The organism is Bradyrhizobium sp. CCBAU 45384 (genome assembly GCF_028128665.1).
Lineage (GTDB): Bacteria > Pseudomonadota > Alphaproteobacteria > Rhizobiales > Xanthobacteraceae > Bradyrhizobium > Bradyrhizobium manausense.
Map to the genome: position 1 here is coordinate 75,512 of NZ_LBIZ01000105.1, position 16,553 is coordinate 92,064.

Annotated in this window: 17 protein-coding genes and 2 pseudogenes; 6 read left to right on the plus strand and 13 right to left on the minus strand. The window is 60.3% G+C overall.

The window, feature by feature from the left end:
- Positions 1-17: 17 nt before the first annotated feature.
- From XH80_RS16115 to XH80_RS16135, 5 genes are all read right to left on the minus strand, one after another.
- On the minus strand, positions 18-425 hold the full coding sequence (locus XH80_RS16115) for a hypothetical protein (protein WP_271599410.1): 408 nt from the start codon (positions 423-425) through the stop codon (positions 18-20).
- Positions 422-2,395 carry an AAA family ATPase gene (locus XH80_RS16120; RefSeq protein WP_271599411.1) on the minus strand — a complete coding sequence of 658 codons (1,974 nt, stop codon included), beginning with the start codon at positions 2,393-2,395 and terminating at the stop codon, positions 422-424. Before XH80_RS16120 ends, XH80_RS16115 begins: the two co-directional genes overlap by 4 nt.
- 296 nt (positions 2,396-2,691) lie before the next feature.
- Entirely contained in the window at positions 2,692-3,153 is a 462-nt protein-coding gene (locus XH80_RS16125; protein ID WP_271599412.1) for a hypothetical protein, read from the minus strand.
- 153 nt (positions 3,154-3,306) lie between these two features.
- Positions 3,307-3,831, minus strand: a complete 525-nt coding sequence (locus XH80_RS16130; protein ID WP_271599413.1) for a hypothetical protein — start codon at positions 3,829-3,831, stop codon at positions 3,307-3,309.
- 444 nt (positions 3,832-4,275) lie between these two features.
- Complete coding sequence (locus tag XH80_RS16135) at positions 4,276-4,779, minus strand: hypothetical protein (RefSeq protein WP_271599414.1); 504 nt, start codon at positions 4,777-4,779, stop codon at positions 4,276-4,278.
- A 328-nt stretch (positions 4,780-5,107) separates the two neighbouring features.
- On the opposite strand from XH80_RS16135, the gene XH80_RS16140 reads away from it, so the two are divergent.
- On the plus strand, positions 5,108-5,344 hold the full coding sequence (locus XH80_RS16140) for a helix-turn-helix domain-containing protein (RefSeq protein WP_271599415.1): 237 nt from the start codon (positions 5,108-5,110) through the stop codon (positions 5,342-5,344).
- 8 nt (positions 5,345-5,352) lie between these two features.
- Here the strand turns inward: XH80_RS16140 and XH80_RS16145 are convergent, their stop codons facing one another.
- Together XH80_RS16145 and XH80_RS43980 are read right to left on the minus strand one after the other, a co-directional pair.
- Complete coding sequence (locus XH80_RS16145) at positions 5,353-5,622, minus strand: helix-turn-helix domain-containing protein (protein ID WP_271599506.1); 270 nt, start codon at positions 5,620-5,622, stop codon at positions 5,353-5,355.
- Positions 5,623-5,714: 92 nt separating this feature from the next.
- Positions 5,715-6,385 (minus strand): annotated as a pseudogene (locus tag XH80_RS43980) (cell envelope biogenesis protein TolA).
- Between the two features lie 243 nt (positions 6,386-6,628).
- On the opposite strand from XH80_RS43980, the gene nirK reads away from it, so the two are divergent.
- Positions 6,629-8,761, plus strand: coding sequence for a copper-containing nitrite reductase (nirK, locus tag XH80_RS16155; protein ID WP_271599416.1), 2,133 nt, complete (start codon positions 6,629-6,631; stop codon positions 8,759-8,761).
- Between the two features lie 308 nt (positions 8,762-9,069).
- On the opposite strand, the gene rnk is transcribed toward nirK, so the two are convergent.
- The 6 genes and pseudogenes from rnk to XH80_RS16190 form a co-directional block, all read right to left on the minus strand.
- The gene (gene rnk, locus XH80_RS16165; protein WP_271599418.1) at positions 9,070-9,486 is read right to left on the minus strand and encodes a nucleoside diphosphate kinase regulator; all 417 of its coding nucleotides are present in this window, start codon (positions 9,484-9,486) and stop codon (positions 9,070-9,072) included.
- A gap of 31 nt (positions 9,487-9,517) precedes the next feature.
- Positions 9,518-9,664: a hypothetical protein gene (locus XH80_RS16170; protein ID WP_271599515.1), complete on the minus strand. Its 147-nt coding sequence runs from the start codon at positions 9,662-9,664 to the stop codon at positions 9,518-9,520.
- A gap of 51 nt (positions 9,665-9,715) precedes the next feature.
- Positions 9,716-9,844: pseudogene (locus XH80_RS16175) on the minus strand (GreA/GreB family elongation factor); the annotation flags it as partial.
- A gap of 669 nt (positions 9,845-10,513) precedes the next feature.
- Positions 10,514-10,741, minus strand: coding sequence for a hexameric tyrosine-coordinated heme protein (locus XH80_RS16180; RefSeq protein WP_271599419.1), 228 nt, complete (start codon positions 10,739-10,741; stop codon positions 10,514-10,516).
- A gap of 302 nt (positions 10,742-11,043) precedes the next feature.
- Positions 11,044-11,220 carry a hypothetical protein gene (locus XH80_RS16185; protein WP_271599420.1) on the minus strand — a complete coding sequence of 59 codons (177 nt, stop codon included), beginning with the start codon at positions 11,218-11,220 and terminating at the stop codon, positions 11,044-11,046.
- Between the two features lie 250 nt (positions 11,221-11,470).
- Positions 11,471-12,358 (minus strand): LysR family transcriptional regulator, encoded by an 888-nt coding sequence (locus XH80_RS16190; RefSeq protein WP_271599507.1) that lies wholly within the window; start codon positions 12,356-12,358, stop codon positions 11,471-11,473.
- Between the two features lie 172 nt (positions 12,359-12,530).
- On the opposite strand from XH80_RS16190, the gene XH80_RS16195 reads away from it, so the two are divergent.
- The 4 genes from XH80_RS16195 to XH80_RS16210 all read left to right on the plus strand — a co-directional run bounded on the left by XH80_RS16195 (position 12,531) and on the right by XH80_RS16210 (position 16,541).
- Entirely contained in the window at positions 12,531-13,430 is a 900-nt protein-coding gene (locus tag XH80_RS16195; protein WP_271599421.1) for an XdhC family protein, read from the plus strand.
- 589 nt (positions 13,431-14,019) lie between these two features.
- Positions 14,020-15,627 (plus strand): cytochrome c oxidase subunit I, encoded by a 1,608-nt coding sequence (ctaD, locus tag XH80_RS16200; protein ID WP_271599422.1) that lies wholly within the window; start codon positions 14,020-14,022, stop codon positions 15,625-15,627.
- 76 nt (positions 15,628-15,703) lie between these two features.
- Positions 15,704-16,288 (plus strand): DUF488 domain-containing protein, encoded by a 585-nt coding sequence (locus XH80_RS43750; RefSeq protein ID WP_333968750.1) that lies wholly within the window; start codon positions 15,704-15,706, stop codon positions 16,286-16,288.
- A gap of 106 nt (positions 16,289-16,394) precedes the next feature.
- A complete protein-coding gene (locus tag XH80_RS16210; RefSeq protein ID WP_271599423.1) occupies positions 16,395-16,541 on the plus strand; it encodes a hypothetical protein in 147 nt (48 codons plus the stop codon).
- Positions 16,542-16,553 lie beyond the last annotated feature (12 nt).

A 16,553-nucleotide genomic window follows, 5' to 3' on the forward strand; every position in this document is an offset into this window, starting at 1 on the left:
TCATCACCGTCTCCTGTTCAAATCCGACCTTCAGCCATCATGCGACGGAATTCAGCAACGGTGCGTGGGGCGATGGCCTGGCTCATCGCAGGTGGCTGATGCCCGGCGGAGGTGGTCGTCGCAGCGTCCACGCGCACCACGCATTGCGCCATCTTCCTGATCGAGATCTTGTTGGTCAGAAGCTTGCCCGCTATTTCGGCCACCTCAAGTTTGCCGTCTCGCACCGCTGTGCGAAGCGACGTGCAGGTCAGAGGACCCATCGGCCAGTACAACGCCGCCGCTTCACTTAGAGTCATGAGTTCTTCCTCGCTCCATTGCTCCGGGTGAGGGCGAAGCGCGACTCTGGCCGGCAAGCGATCGGTTTTACTCGGCTCGGTCTTAAGGTCGGCGCGGCTGGTAGTCTTTGTCTGACTAGTCGCGATCATCGGTGCTCTCCATGTCTAACGTGCACTAGTGCACTTCCCGCACTGGTCGCCGACGTTGTCGATTGCGCCTGCGCCGATGCAGCGCAGGCGCTCGATGCCTGAATGCTGACTTGGCGCAACACCTCCGAGACTTCCGAGCCCGCCACACGCCCACGATCCATCAACCGCTGCGCCACAACCTCGACTACCGCGCGGTTTGCCTCGAGGAGTGACCGTGCCGCCGCGGCCGCGTCGGCCAGCTCGCGCGCGACCCGCACTCGGACTTCCGCAAACGATAACAATGTTCGCGTATCGTCACGCGCACCGAAGTAGGTGATGTGATCCGCGCCGATCACCCCGAGCGAACCGACCATGGCCGCCGCCAGCGATGTCGCATGGTCGAGGTCCGACTCCCGCGCCCCGCCCGCACCATGCGAGCCGGCACCGAGCAGCAGTTCCTCGGCAGCCCGTCCGGCCAAAATCACCTGGAGCCGCCGGCGATAGACCTCAAGCGTTCCTGCGCAAGCCGGAGCAGTGGTGCGCACCGATCTGCCGCCGCGTGAGCCGACCCGGGCCGTATTCGCAAACACGTTGTCGGGACCGAAATGGATCACGTCGGCCACCAGGTGGCCGGCTTCGTGCACGCAGTTGCGCCATCGCAGCTCAAGTGGCCGATCATCGCTCGTCACCAGTGCGCCGCGCAGGTCGCGCAAAGCGAGAGGCCGGCCTCCGTCATTGCGGGCTGTCCTGCGCGCGTCCTTGACCACGCGCTCGACGTCCGCACCGACCATGCCGGTTGCCAACTCGACGATCGCGGTCAGGTCCTCTTGCTGCAGGTCGCCTCGCAATCGCACCCTGAACATGCGCTCCAGTTCAGCAGAATCCGGCAAACCAATGTTGACAATCTTCTCCAGGCGACCGGAACGCAGTAGGGCGGGCTCACAGCGACTGATCGCGTTGGTCGCGCCGATGACCAGAACGCCCTCACGCCCCTTGATGCCATCGATCTCGGCGAGCACCGCATTCACAACTTCCACAACGTAGTCCCGCCATGCGTGGTCAATGCGGGCGCGGTCGGCAATGGAATCGATCTCGTCGATAAAGACGCACGCTGGTATGTTGGCGCGTGCCTCCTCGAAGTCCTGTCGCATCGCGCGCAAGAGATGCCCGAGATGTCCCTCGCCTGAACCCTGCCATTTCGCCAAAGAGGCACTCACCATGTGCAGCCCGGCTTCGCGGCAGAAGACGGCGGCGAAAGTTGTCTTGCCGCAGCCGGGCGGACCGTTGAGCGCGACTCCTGACGAGAGCGCGGCAGACCAGGAGATGTGACCCTCTTTCCAGGCTTTGATGTCGGAGATTGTCGCTTCAGCCCAGACGCGGGCTTCTCCCAGCCCGTGCAGGTCCGAGAGCGCCAGATCACGCGCTGCTTTGAGATTCTGTTTGGCATCGCTCAGGCGCTGCAGTTCGGCAATGCATTGTGCGGGCGTACGATCAAACCGCACGGCTATGACGAGATCAGCCAAAGTGGTCTGCGATGCGATCTTCTCGCTGATGGTGTCGCGGACGGACTCTCCGGTCAGCAGCCTTATCACCCGAGCAATGGTCGCCGCGTCAAGCCTTGGAAAGACGATCCGCACCGTAGCTGCTTGACGCAGAATGGCAGGCAAGTGGCTTTCGGCTAGCGGCGACATTGCGACGACTGGACATTCCGCGCAGAGCGCATCGATCGCTTCATATTCGTATCTCTCTTTGAGCGATGGTTTCGGAGTTTCCTTCACGATCATAGAGGCTGCGTCGATCTTGGTGCAGACATGCTTCAATTCAGAGGTGTCCATCAGCCGGGCATCTTCGCTGAAGAGAATGCCTTTCCAGACGACCGTCACCTGATCGAGCATCTGGCGATCGGCGATATCAATCAGGACTACCGGCGCGGCTTCATAGATCGCCCGCAGGAGCTCGGGACGTTGATCGAAAAGGCGTGCGAAGAGCAAGGACGCCGCGGCAAGGTGGGGAGTAACTGGAAAGGTCGCACGTGTCGCAACGGGCCTGAACGACTTTCCGCGAATCTGATGTGAAGGAGGCAGAAGGTTCTCCGTAACTTCTCGCAAGCTGACCCATCTGCCGCCCTGCGAACGGACGTCATGGGGACCTGCCTCGGCCGCGGGAAGCTCGTCCGGTTCGGTGGCTGCGACCGTCGGCTTGGACAGGTTGGACCGAAAGTCCCGGAGTTTTCGCCAGAGCCGCCGGTAGGTGGCACGCTCCAGCGGCCCCATATGTGCTATTTGCTTCACGACTCGCTCCCTGGCGTTTTCTGGAATTTGACCCCAAGCGTCCCGCTGGTCGTGCGCCGCGCCAATTTGCGCTGGTGCGTCGACCAGGATCTCGACAGCATCCTGCGCGTTCGATGCGAAATTGGCGCTTTCTGCAGCACGACAGCCAGCACGTTTGCCGCGGCCGCATTATCGAATGCAGCGGCAAGCAGTATGGTCATGACCATATCGACGAGAGGGCAGACTGCGCGAAGCGGCCAAAGACGCAAAGCCATGGCGACGGCGCAAGCTGCGTCGCCCCCGATTGCGGCGCGCCATTCTGGTGAGGTCGCGGACAGGCTACGAAGCCAATTATCAATATTCGCACGCATTCGCGGATCGAAGGTGTCCGCGGCACGCGTGCGCCAATAGACCAGCACGCGTGCCGCATTCCGATGTCCGCCGCAGGAGTTGGTGTTCGAACTGAGTTTGCTTTGCACAGGCAATACTCCGCCATTCGCGCTTTCGGCGCGCAATCGCTAACGACTGCAGATGTTCGGTGCCCGGGGCTCGCTGAGCCGGGCCGTGCCATGTCAGGCCGGGACACGCCCCGCCACGCCATGCGCTCAGTGGCAGGCCACTGGGCGGGTCATTCAAGTAATCTCTTCGACGAGAAACCGGCCGAACTCCGGGCGATAGTCGCCGAGCCCGTAGGGTCCCGAGATCCTGAAATACTCGATGATCTCGGCGCGGTTGATCATGGACGGAAGATACGTTGCTCTCACCTCTGCTCGCCAATCGGGAAAGCAAGGGCGGGTTCGAATGGTGAGCGCGTCATGGACGCGGACGACATCGCGGAATCGAAATCGTTCATCAGCCCAAAGCTCGGGCAGGGTCGCTGGACCGTCGTAGTCGAGGATTGCGGGACCATCGGCCCGGAACGCCGCCTTCGCGATGGGGCCCTTTCTGCGCAATTTGGCGCCGTCTACGAACACGCGCTTCAACGTGTGGGGTGGCAGGCAGGGCTTGCCATTGAAGAGCCAGAGCGAGCCATGCCATTCCAGTTCTGCAATCCGCTCGTGATCCGCGTCCGTTTTGGCCCTTTTTGAGGTGATCGCTGAAATTGCCTTCGTCGTTGGATGCAAGGGGTCGGCAAGCCGGCTCGAGTGCATCAACATCGGTCCAACGCCGATCAGTCGCAGAGCTATACGATCTACACTCATTTCAACGTTCCTGGAGTTGATGGATCAAAGAGCGCGGCTATCTCGGGTCTCGTGTAGTCCTGCGCTATCGGCTGGTTGAGCTCGGCGTAACGTCGGGCACGAAGCATAGAAGTCACTCCCCTGTGGCATTCACGACACAAGGCGGTGAGATCGCCATCGATCTCGCAACCCATGCGAACATAGGTGCGGTGATGGGCCTCGATGACGTATCCATTCGCCTCCGAGTGGGGGCATAGACGACACTGGAAACCCGCGGCCGCGAGCTCGCGCACACGAACCGGATTGTTGCGCCACGATGGACTGCAGATGTACCTCGCGTAATCCTTTGGAAGGATTCGTGTAAGTGATGCGTCGGGCGGATCACGATCCTCAGGCTCCGGCATGTCGACCGCTGGCTCGTCACGCCCACGGTGGGGCAAAATCGAGCCATCTGTCCGACAGTTCGCCGGATATCTGGTCGATCTCAGACCGCTGGTGGAGGATGGCGGCGATAAACAGCTTCGCCTCGATGTTGCCCTCCAGGGCGATGCAGAGAACAGCCGTCATGGCGACATCCAGGGACACCAGCGAAGCGCCCCGCCGCTTGTTCGCACGGCGAGCAACATTGATGGCGATCGCCGCATTGCCAGCGGCGCCAAGATGCCAATGGGCCTCGCCGATGATCGCGGACTTGGAGAGAACGAAACGGGCAATGTAGATGTCGACTTCCTTGAATTCCCCGGGCCGCCGTGTTCTCCACCAGCTGAGAGGGTGGGGAAAAAGGACTCGAACCGGCACGTTTCTGCGCGCCCGCTCAAGAAAGTCTGGACGACCACCAGCTCGGTAGGCTCCGGTTCGGCGATCGGAAGGATTCGACGAGTCCTTGCTGTGCATCGACAGAGCTCCATTGATATGATAAATCATATAATCGCCGGCGAACGTAGCCGGCGCACGAAGCGTGAGCATCTTAGGGGGCGGCCGAACGCCGGCGGGTACACGGAAACGTCGGGATGTGCAGGGGACGCCCAGGTGCGCGTCTGAACGCTGCGCCGCGAGCAGTCCAACCAAACTCCGCTGATTTTGATCTTCCGACCGCCTCGCAACTCAATCCCGTTCAAGGATTAGATTACGTATGGTGGACGGCTAGACGGCCGTGCTGGTCGGTCTAGCTTGTGGTCCCCTACGAAGAGCGTCGAAAGAGTGTTCACAATCTACCATACCCAAGGGAAGACGTCTTGTGTCAGCCCCACTCATGGTTAACGAATTGCTTACTCCACCTCAGGCCCGTGCAGCGCGCGCCTGGTTGTATTGGAGCAAGCGGGAACTGGCCGAGAAATCCGGCGTCTCGGAGAAGACCATTCTGCGCTTCGAAAAGGGCGAGTCGGTGCCCTACGCGTCGACACTCCTGAAGCTTCGTACGGCTTTCGAGCAGGCCGGCATCAATTTTCAATTTGAAGGGGCGACCGCGAAGGGAATTCGTATCCCGTAGAGCGAGGGCTATTTCGCTGTGCGCGTTTCGAAGAGGTCAACGAATTTCACGCCGAAGCAGGCTGCGATGGCTTCCAGTGCTTCAAGAGTTGGGTTGGCGCGGGCGTTCTCGATCAGGCTCACCGCCATCTGCTCGATGCCCAGCTTGGCCGCGAGCTCGTCCTGCGTCCAGCCTCGATCCTTTCGCAATCGCACGACATTACGCGCGAGCGCCTTTGCGATTTGCGAATTTCGCGTAGGAAAACGCTGATCGAATCCTGACCGAGCCATGATTGGCACGGTCAAATGCGACGGTTCATTGGTCCATATGATTTATCATATAATCGGTTCGGATGAGGGTGAGATCTCAGCCGCCATGGCAACAGGCTTGCCTACTCGCGCGCACGTCGCAGCGCGGCTCGCAGCTGTTCTGTTTCTTTTTCCCACCGGTCATCCTCGGCGCGTGACCGCTTCTCGAGGGCCTCGACTTCGGCCTGGATGGCCGCTGCTTTCCTGTCGTGCTCGCGCTCGGCCTTGTCCAGCACAGCTTGCGCTTTGGCCGCCGCCCTCTCGCGCCGTTCGCGATCCCCTTCTCGGGCGGCCTCTTCCCACCGGCGCTCGGCTTCGCGGCGATTCCGCTCCATCTCGAAGTCGGCGGCGGCCTTTCGAGCTTCTCGTTCGCTGATCTTGGGAGCATCTTGGCGGGCTTCGGCCGATGTCTTTCGCGGCGGGGCCCGTTCTCGCCGGATCCCAGGTCGGACGGGAGATCGGAGTGCTCGGAGAAGCAGCCGTTGGATCCGGCGGGCCGCTTGAGCACCACGCCGGGTTTCGACGTCGTCGCAGCGACAACGTCCGGGTCGTCCGTCTCCTTGGCGACGCCCTGATGGAAGAGATTGCTGCCGGCGCCCCAGGCCTCGAGCGCTGCCTTCATCGAGGGCGCCGCGATCGCGAGATCGTAGAAGCCCAGCGACGTCTGAAATGTCTTGAGCTTTCGAAGCTCGGTCGTACGGCCAAGCAAAGTAGAGGCAGCCGTGGGCAAAGTTGGACAAGTCTGCCCTTTCATGAGGGCGAAGTCAGTCCCCTAGCCTGAGACATACAAAACGCGCCGGGCGAGGGCGGAGTGTTGAACAGCATGCGGCACGCCGCTCTGTAGCAAAGGCCCCGCAACAACGAAGCCGCGATCGCAGATCTGCCCAAGCATCGCCATTCCGACCCGCCGGGCAGCCCTCCGATTTGCCAATTGACGTTGGGCGGTTCCGCGATAGAAGGCTTGCAAACTCATAAAGAAACACCGGAGGACAATTCGATGTGGGACACTGCCGCCGAGGCGCTGCGCCGCTGGTCGATACTCCTGATTGGTTTGGTTCTGATCATCGGCGGCTTCTGGGTTGGGCAAGTTTTCTATTCAACCGATAGCGCTAGGCCGCAGAACCAGACTGCTTCCTCCGAGAAGCCGCCAGCTGGAGCCGGACGCGAGATCGCGCGCAACACGCCGTCCTCGCAATCGGCTCCCAGAGCTAATGCCGAGCCGCAGCCTGCGCCATCGTCGCCTGCACTTGCCACCCAGCAGACTGCCTCGGCGGAGAAGACAGGGGCTCCACAGGCTGAGGAGACAAAACAGGCTCAAACGAGCCATAATCACATGACGCAGACGACGCCCTCGCCGGCGTCGACGACAAGCGGCCAGGCTGCTCCGGCAGCCAAACCTCAGACGCCGTCGGTCGCAGCAGCACCGGCGTCTCGCGGCGGCGACCCGGCGGCCGGACGCCTAGTCTTCCGGAAGTGCCAGGCCTGCCACTCGATTGAGGCCGGAAAAAACATGCTGGGCCCCTCACTCGCCGGAGTAATTGGCCGCAAGTCGGGTATCGAACCGGGCTACAACTACTCTCCCGCGATGAAGCAATCGAACCTCGTCTGGGATCCTCAGACACTCGACCGATATCTCGACGATCCAGCGAAGGTCGTACCCGGCAACAAGATGCCGTTCCCAGGCTTGAAGACGGATCACGACCGTGCCGATGTCATCGCCTTCCTGGCCGCCTCTGCCATCGCCGGCCAGAATTCCGCGGGAACCTCGACTCCTCAAGCTCAGCCAACCCCAGCACCATCGCCGACCCCGAGCCGGCCCCAGAGCGCTACCGGCGCCGATATCGGCTACATTGCCGACGCGAAATACACGCTGCGGTCCGGCATCGCCGAAGGACGCATGGTCTACATCGGTGTCGGCGGCGCGATTGAGGGCAAGGTCAACCCCGTGCTGACCGCTTCCGAAGATCAGGTCGTCCAGCTCACGCTCATCAACGGCGAAGGTGCCGAGCACGACATCGTCTTTCCCGACCAGGACACCAAATCTCCGCGGGTCACCGGCAAGGGCGCGAGTACGACCATCGCGTTCAGAGCCAACAAATCCGGTGACTTCACGTATTACTGCAGCGTACCGGGACATCGTCTGGCGGGCATGGAAGGCCAGTTCATAGTGACGCCGAGGCCATCTCCGCAGACCGTGGTTGAGGCAGACATCTCCCGCGAGCCTGGCGATCTGCCGCCCCCGATCGGCAAGCGCGACCCGCAGACCGTTCGCGTCGATCTCTTGAGCGTCGAGGTCGAGGGCAGGCTCGCCGAAGGCACCACGTTCGGCTACTGGACCTTCAACGGCAAAGTGCCAGGCCCGTTCATCCGAGTACGTGTCGGCGACACCATCGACATCCATTTGAAGAACTCGGCTGACAGTGCCATGATCCATTCTATCGATTTCCATGCGGCGACGGGTCCTGGCGGCGGTGCGGCCGCGCTGCAGGTCGACCCCGGCAAGGAGAAATCGATGACTTGGAAGGCGCTGGCGCCGGGGCTCTACGTCTATCACTGCGCGACGCCCATGGTCGCCGAGCACATCGCCAACGGCATGTACGGTCTCATTCTCGTCGAGCCGGAGGGCGGGCTTCCAGCTGTCGACCGCGAATTCTATGTGATGCAAGGCGAAATCTATTCCGACATCGCCTTCGGCCAGCACGGCAGCGCCGAATTCAGCGTCGACAAGCTCCTCAATGAACGACCCGAATATTTCGTATTCAATGGCTCGGTTGGTGCGCTCAGCAAGCTGCACCCGCTTGACGCCAAAGTCGGCGACACCGTGCGGATCTTCTTCGGAGTCGGCGGACCCAACTACACCTCGTCATTCCACGTCATCGGCGAGATCTTCGATAAGGTGTACAATTTGGGTAGCATCACCACGCCTCCTCTCCAAGGCATCCAGACGGTTACCGTTCCGCCGGGTGGCGCCGTCATCACCGAATTCAAGCTGGACGTGCCAGGCAACTTCACTCTCGTCGATCACGCACTTGCCCGTATGGAACGAGGTCTTCTCGGGGTTCTTCATGTGGAGGGTGCAAAGAACCCCGAGATCTACAACGGCGAAGTAATGCCGGGAATGGAGCATTGAGACCGAGCGCCTGACCCGCTCGGGGCAACGGAAGTTCATCGCGCGCGGCCGCCAGTGCAACCTGGGTCTTGATCCAGATCAGCCGGGTTCAAGCATGTCCCGGTATCAGGCGAATCTGCCGAGCCAAGGTGGGAGAGGCAATGAATAGTTCGCGAATTGGTGATCGGAACCTGCTGTCCAAGGTGATGACCGCGGACGATGCCGCCGAGTTGGTAGATCCGGGCAGCACCGTCGGAATCAGCGGCTTCAATGGTTTGGGGTACCCAAAAACGGTACCGACTGCACTTGCGGGGCGCAGCGCTTGCCGCTCATTGGGATACACCAAGCACAGTCAATGACCTGGTCTGGCGGCCCGGTGTTTGAAATTCTATGCTCTGTCCGGTGGATAGACCGACTAGGGCTGCTCCGACGGGAGTTAGGACCGAGATTCTGTTCAGATTGATGTCAGCTTCATGGGGATAGACAAGCACTACTTCACGGGTTTCGTTCGTCTCATCAACCCGGTAGCTGACTTGCGAACCCATCCTAACGACCCCGTCTAGATCTGCGACGTCGGCGAGAACGGTCGCACGTTCCAATTCTCTTGCGAGAAAATGAGAGACGCGTGGGAAGAGTTCGATACTCGAGTTGGCCAGCACGTTGAGGCGGCGCCTATCATCCTCTGTCACCTTGATGGGCGGCAGCACTGCTTCCCGTTTTCGACCGTTGGTCTTGGTATGAGTCATTGATGTCTCCAATTGTCCCTTTGATCCGTGTCTAGGCGGCGGTTGGTCCTGGGTCATCGTCAAACGGCGGCGCTTTCGCCAGTGCCGGTGCACGGAACAGCGGCACGACATTGGCTTCGGATCGTTTCACGCTCTGAACCCTGACGAGGTTCAGGCAGCCGCCGACGAAGTAGGGCATTTGGTCGCCCACTCGCAGGCCGATCAAGGCTGCGCCCAACGACGACAAAACTGAAACGCAAGCGAGATCAGATGACTGGTCTTCAGGCCAGACCAGCTGGACAGTCTTTCGGGGCACACCCCAGTTCGTCCGGTACGTGACCCACGATCCGATCGTTACGAGCGAGTCAACGTGACACATGTCGTCGGGCACAATCTCCGACCGGCTAATTTCGCCGACTAGGAAGATCGCGTCAATATCCCCGTGCTGGGCGGCCGCGCGCGATTTGCTCGAGACGAGGATGGTCGGATGACGTCAATGTAATCTTCGGGAGAGGCAACACGGCAGGCTCCTTTTATTCGATACGAGGCGGCTCTCAGACGGAAGCCACGACATTCAATCAACAAAGGGAGGAGAACCCGGACGGCGCGCAGCCGTCCGGCTAAATGCCTGCGTGCAGGCGACCAGCGCGCAGTTGTAGCCGCGCGATGCGCGATTCGACGTCGATGACATAGATCATAGCGAGACAAACATAGCTATTTCTGGCGCCGTGATCATTGCGGCGAAAGCGCGCATCTCAAATCAGGCTGCAATGCTTTCAGCCATTTGTTTCACGCGGAGGGAACGGGAAGTCCAATAGCGCGAATATCATTTTCGATCGAACGCGCCCCGCGACAGGCTCTGTTCGCGCGCAGCCGCCCTTCCTTGATCGGTTCGCCTATCTTGATTTGTCCGCGCGGCTCGGGGTCCATGCCCCAGCGCGGCGCTGCTTTAGATGATGCCATGCGCTGGAGCTGCTTACGTTGACGCTGGTTTGAGGCAGTTCCAGAACACTCGGAGTGAGCATGCCTGGGCGGCAGACCGTCCTCGCTATCGCCACCAGTTGTTTGCCGCGGCAACTGTTTGGAAGTGGACCGCAATCACGTGGGAGGCGGTTATCAGTTGCGCGGAATCTTGCTCGTAAGCAGCGCGCAGATGGGATCTCACTTGATCGGAGGGCTGCGTCAGCTTCACGCCCATTCGCGAGAGCTTTACTGCGAGCTCAAAGCCGGCCTGGGGGTTATCAGTCGTCAAGGATGGGAGCCAGACGTCAGTCATTGAGGAGCCCTCCGAAATTTGGCTTTGCAGCGTAACTATACTCCTGTAAACATGTATCGCAAATACCTATTATGGAGTTCTCATGATGCCGGTGGAGCGGCGCGAACGGATTTCTGCCGGGATCGCGGAGCGGAGCGGAATTAGCGAGGCGATAAATGAGGGGGTAGTGCGTACCTTTTACGCGACCGTTCGAGCGGACGGCATACTGGCGCGCGTGTTCGATGCGCGCATCCACGATTGGGAACCAAACCTTTCGCGATGTGCGCCTTCGGGTCATCGGTCCGGCTGATGACCAGGCGCCATCAGGGCACACCCACATTCCGTTGCCTGTCGACCCCGATCGGCTCGAACCGTTCGAGCAGACCGCGCGCGAGATCTGCCCACCGGAATCCGCGTCGCAGTTCGCCGAACGCGCGCGACGGATTGCTTCGAGCCTCGAATCCGGCATCGCGAACGCCAACCGCCTCATGCTCGGCCATTGCGAAAGATCCACGCGCCAGTAGGAAGGAGAAAAGCCATGAGATATCGAGGCCAACCCGTGAGCGATGAGGCTTCCACTGATCCCTATTCCGGCAGCAGCCTAGTCCCGATGTTGGTCGCGGGTCTTGTCCTGACGCTCGTTGGGATGATCGTGGCGGTTATCTTGACTTAAAGCGCGAGCGGCCTAGGCGAGCGTCGAAGGCTCGCCGCACGCCGGTTACGCCGAACGCTCGCGTGTGCAGGCGCCGCTCATAAGGCCGACGGGGCGACCGCGGTGGATCTGCGGCCCAGCTGGTCGGCTGAAGCGATGCCGCGCAGTCCATCAAGGGCCAAGTCGATCAATTCATTGTCGGCTTGCGCTGAACAGACGGCGTAGACCGGATAGAAGAAACTCGGGGCGCCCGGAACGAGGTGCAGCTTTCCTGCGGCTATGTAAGGCGCAACCACGCGCTGTCGAAAATAACCTGATCCGCCCGCTTCGAGGATGTAGGTCAGCGCCAGCGGCCCGAGGCCGACGAAAAGACCTGGGTTGTTGTCTTCGGGAAAACTTAGCTCGTGATGATGGGCAAAGTCTGGCCCCCAGTCGACGTAGACATAGCTGTCCAACGCGACCGCCCCGGCTTCCGGCTTGGTCGTAACGAGAACAAGCTTTTCCTCTAGAAGCAATTCGACACGCGCACCGGGCCGATGCTGCGGTGTATACATCACCGCTATATCTAACGCGCCCGTCGACACTTGATTGGTCAGGCCGTCGGGCACGTCGACCTGGACGCGAAGCGCAACATCGGGCGCGGAGTGGCGCATCCAGTGAAGCCATTCGATGAGCCACGGATGCCAGAGGCTCAACTCACCGCCAATGGCCAGAACAGCCCGCCGCCCGGGGGGCACAGCGACCTGATGTCGCGCCCTTTGCCACAACTGCACGAACATTGGCGCGTAACGCAGGAACTGCTCGCCAGCCGCCGTGAGCGACGCACCATTTTTGTTGCGAACGAACAGGGGGCGGCCAAGCTGCTCCTCCAGCGTTCGAATACGTGCACTTACCGCCGTTTGACTCACATTGAGCTGTTCCGCCGCTCGCACAAAACTGCGGGCTTTGACGATCTCCAGAAAGGTTCGCGCAAGCTCCACGTCCACGGGTCCGCCCTCCGGGCCATACAGCACTTTTTTTGTATTGATAGCGCTATTAAATTCGTTTGTCTGCTTCAAACTGAAGAGCGACGATGGTCTCGGTTAGTCCAAGGGCTGCGGCCGATCGGCGGTGATCGTTCCTCCGGATCGGTACGTAGCGATGTCAGGGCATACGCCGATGGCAATGACGCGGCCGACTGCTGATTTCGCCGGGACAGACGTTCTGACCGTAACGTCGGAATTGATGGCCGCCCAAAGACCCTTTGCGCTCGGCATAGTGATCGAGGCAAAAGGCTCCACCTCAGCGCGCGTGGGCGCCAAAGCGATTTTCGACGGCGAAGGCACGGTGATATGCGGGTGGGTTGGCGGCGGGCGTGCCGAATCAACCATTGCACATGCTGCTATCGAAGTCCTCGAGAGCGAAATTCCACAAGTCGTCGATCTCGATCTTGACGATGAAGTCCTCGGCGCGGGCATGCCATGCATGCGGGTTTACGTCGAGCCCGTCATCCCGCGACCCACGCTCTGGATTCTCGGTCACGGACGCGTGGCCGAATGCCTTTGCCACCTCGGTGCGCTGCTGTCGTTCGACGTGGTGGTAGATGATCCCGCGGCTTCCCCAGATCGATATCCGGACGCGAAGGACCTGATCATCGATGATCCCAGCTACGTCGCGCTCAGGCCGACAGCGAACGACTTCGTGGTCATTGCGACCCAGCATCGCGGCGACCATGACTCGCTGCGACGCCTGCTTGCCAGCGATGCTGGCTACATCGGCCTGATTGCGAGTCGGAAAAGAACTGCCCTTGTCATCGACTATTTGCGCGCGGCCGGCTTCGATCGCCCGTCTCTCGATCGCATTCGAGCGCCAGCCGGGATCAATATCGACGCACGTACAGCGGAAGAAATCGCTCTATCTGTCGTCGGCGAGGTCGTCCTGTTTCGTCGCAGCTATGCCGCAAAACGCGGGTTGGGAAGCGCCACACCGAACGCGTTTCCCCTCTCAACGGGTGAATCGCGGCGTCCGGCCTTGCTTTCCGTTGCAAGCCAGCACGAGCTACGAGTCGTCGGAGAGTGACTCCATGCGGAAGTGGCCAATGACAACGTCAAATGGTTCGCACTTCGAATCGATTTTGTCGTTCGTCGCCGACCTACAGATTGTCGCGCGATGGGCCAGGCCAGTCTGATCGGAAGGAATTCGGACAGACGTCGCAGCAAGATTGGACGTGGACTACACGTCACCACTTCCGGGCAACGAACGAGGAGGCGCGTGTCGATGAATGAAAAGATGAATATGAGCCGAGGCTGCTTTGAACGCCACTATGACGAGCCCGCCACAAACGAATATGCGTCGCCGCCGTGCTACATGCACGAACTCGATCCGGCTTACTTCGGACTGGCCTCCCCGACTGCGTCAGATCGGAAGCAGCGCGATCTAGGGGGTGCCTTGAGGGCTCTCGTCATAAACCACGCTTTGCGTGACAAGATCGTCAGGACGTGCGGGAGACTGCGAATGAGCATGGAAGCCTTTCGCCAGACGATCAGAAGACAGCCAGCACTCTAAAAGAATGGGGCCGAAGAACCCTGGATTGAAACCGTCAAGCGTTCTGTCGAGATAAGGGTTCGTCACAGGGCGAGCGCGCCTCGCAGCTCAAGGAAAAATAAAGATGTCGGTGTCAGAAGCCGCCTCCTCCGATCGGCATATAAACCATCACCCAACGGGCTGGCGTCGCTACGTCTACTCGACCAATCACAAGGACATCGGCACGATGTATTTGGTGTTTGCGATGTCCGCCGGATTGATCGGCGCGATATTGTCAGTGGCGATCCGGGCCGAATTGCAAGAGCCAGGCGTGCAGATCTTCGCCAACCCGCACACCTACAACGTCTTCGTGACCGGCCACGGCCTGATCATGATCTTTTTCACGCTCATGCCGGCTATGATGGGAGGTTTCGGTAACTGGCTGGTCCCCTTGATGATCGGCGCACCGGACATGGCCTTCCCGCGTATGAACAACATCTCATTCTGGCTGCTCCCTGCCTCGTTCGCGCTGCTCATCATTTCCATGTTCGTCGAAGGTGAACCCGGCTCTACCGGAGCAGGCACCGGCTGGACACTCTACGCACCGCTCTCAACCGCCGGGCATCCCGGCCCGTCGGTTGATTTCGTTATCCTGTCGCTACATCTGGCCGGCGCGTCTTCGATCCTGGGTGCGATCAATTTCATCACCACCATTTTCAACATGCGTGCCCCCGGCATGACCATGCACAAAATGCCTTTGTTCGTGTGGTCGGTGCTGGTGACGGCATTCCTGCTGCTCTTATCACTGCCCGTGCTCGCCGGCGGCATCACCATGCTGCTAACCGACCGCAATTTCGGGACGACCTTCTTCGCCCCGGATGGCGGCGGCGACCCCGTGCTGTTCCAACACCTCTTCTGGTTCTTCGGTCACCCAGAGGTCTACATCATGATCGTGCCCGGGTTCGGGATCATCAGCCAGGTGGTCTCGACTTTCAGCCGCAAACCCGTGTTCGGCTATCTCGGAATGGCTTATGCGATGATTGCCATCGGATTCATCGGCTTCGTCGTCTGGGCCCATCACATGTACACCGTGGGCATGTCGAGCAGCGCTCAGGCCTATTTCGCTGCCGCCAGCATGGTGATCGCCGTGCCAACCGGTGTCAAAATATTCTCGTGGATCGCCACCATGTGGGGCGGTTCGTTGAAATTCGAAACGCCAATGCTCTGGGCGATTGGATTCATCTTCGTGTTCACGATCGGTGGCGTGACCGGCGTGGTGCTCGCCAATCCGGGGGTCGATCGATCGTTACAAGACACTTACTACGTCGTCGCACACTTCCACTACGTGCTGTCACTGGGCGCCGTCTTCTCGATCTTCGCCGGATGGTACTACTGGTTCCCGAAGTTTACGGGATACGTGTACTCGGAGACACTGGGCAAGCTGCACTTCTGGCTGACCTTCATCGGCGTCAATCTCGCATTCTTTCCCATGCATTTCCTCGGCCTGTCGGGAATGCCGCGACGCATCGTGGATTATCCGGACGCGTTCGCGGGCATGAACCTGATCTCCTCGATCGGCGCTTATGTTTCCGCCGCCGGCCTGCTCGTGTTCTTTTCCGGGCTCGTTTACGCCCTTGCCCGCAAGTCGAGAGCGGCTGGCAACCCGTGGGGAGCGGGAGCGACTACGCTCGAATGGACGTTGCCTTCGCCGCCGCGATTTCACGAATTCGAAGTTCTCCCGCGAATTCAATGATGGAGGGGACATAGCCGTCTGGAGGGGAGTCGATCATCTTCGCGACGGTGACCGAAGCAATCAGAAGGAGAGCGCCATGACGAGACGGTTGCTCAATCAAGACGCCAGGAAGGCGCTGGATCTTCAGTTGGACACCGAGCTTCAGGAGACCTTTCCGGCCAGTGACCCGTTGAAGATCACGCGCTTCTCCGTTCCGGAGTACGAACCGCGCTCGGGGATGGCGAAATTGACGCCGCCCCTTAAGAGCCGGACACCGGATCGCTCCAACGGCAAGGGAAGGAGTATAGCCATGAGCAGGAAGACCGCGGCAGACCGTATCAGGATCAAACGAGCCTACGAGCCGGCCACCTCCGAAGACGGAACCCGAGTTCTCATAGACCGGCTGTGGCCACGCGGAGTGAAGAAGACGAACGCCGCTATCGATGAATGGCTGAAGGCGATTGCGCCCAGCACTCAGCTGCGCAAATGGTTCGGACATGCCCCCGAGCGCTGGCCGGAATTTCGGCGGCGTTACCGGTCGGAAATCCAGCAGCACCCCGCCGAGTTCGAGCGGTTGCGCGAGCTCGCACAGGATGGGCCAATCACGCTCGTCTACGCCGCGCATGACGATGCACACAACGACGCCGTCGTGCTCAGGGATCTACTTCTCAAAGGAAACTGAATGGAGCTTGAGATGAGACGGATCGCATTTTCGACAGACATCGGCGGACACTCTGACACGAGCGCATCAACGACGTTAAAACCCATCATGGGAGCATCGGCCGTCAATGATTGTCGAAGCAATGCTGCCCGCCGCACGCGACCGCCTCATCATCCTCGGCGACGAGGCTTCACTCATCGACGCCGCAAGGCTCCTGCGCGACCTCGAAGCAGACCTCGTGGTCGTACGCAAATCCGATGGAGGTGTTGGCTGAAAGTCATCACCA

What these genes read in the sequence shown, in the direction of transcription:
- XH80_RS16140 (WP_271599415.1), top strand. Translation starts at nt 5,108, where the DNA reads ATGGTTAACGAATTGCTTACTCCACCTCAGGCCCGTGCAGCGCGCGCC.
- XH80_RS43750 (WP_333968750.1), top strand. Translation starts at nt 15,704, where the DNA reads ATGACGAGACGGTTGCTCAATCAAGACGCCAGGAAGGCGCTGGATCTT.
- XH80_RS16185 (WP_271599420.1), bottom strand. Translation starts at nt 11,220, where the DNA reads ATGGCCGAGCATGAGGCGGTTGGCGTTCGCGATGCCGGATTCGAGGCT.
- XH80_RS16170 (WP_271599515.1), bottom strand. Translation starts at nt 9,664, where the DNA reads ATGCCCTACTTCGTCGGCGGCTGCCTGAACCTCGTCAGGGTTCAGAGC.
- XH80_RS16115 (WP_271599410.1), bottom strand. Translation starts at nt 425, where the DNA reads ATGATCGCGACTAGTCAGACAAAGACTACCAGCCGCGCCGACCTTAAG.
- XH80_RS16180 (WP_271599419.1), bottom strand. Translation starts at nt 10,741, where the DNA reads ATGACTGACGTCTGGCTCCCATCCTTGACGACTGATAACCCCCAGGCC.
- rnk (WP_271599418.1), bottom strand. Translation starts at nt 9,486, where the DNA reads ATGACTCATACCAAGACCAACGGTCGAAAACGGGAAGCAGTGCTGCCG.
- XH80_RS16130 (WP_271599413.1), bottom strand. Translation starts at nt 3,831, where the DNA reads ATGTTGATGCACTCGAGCCGGCTTGCCGACCCCTTGCATCCAACGACG.
- ctaD (WP_271599422.1), top strand. Translation starts at nt 14,020, where the DNA reads ATGTCGGTGTCAGAAGCCGCCTCCTCCGATCGGCATATAAACCATCAC.
- nirK (WP_271599416.1), top strand. Translation starts at nt 6,629, where the DNA reads ATGTGGGACACTGCCGCCGAGGCGCTGCGCCGCTGGTCGATACTCCTG.
- XH80_RS16135 (WP_271599414.1), bottom strand. Translation starts at nt 4,779, where the DNA reads ATGATTTATCATATCAATGGAGCTCTGTCGATGCACAGCAAGGACTCG.
- XH80_RS16195 (WP_271599421.1), top strand. Translation starts at nt 12,531, where the DNA reads ATGGCAATGACGCGGCCGACTGCTGATTTCGCCGGGACAGACGTTCTG.
- XH80_RS16210 (WP_271599423.1), top strand. Translation starts at nt 16,395, where the DNA reads ATGATTGTCGAAGCAATGCTGCCCGCCGCACGCGACCGCCTCATCATC.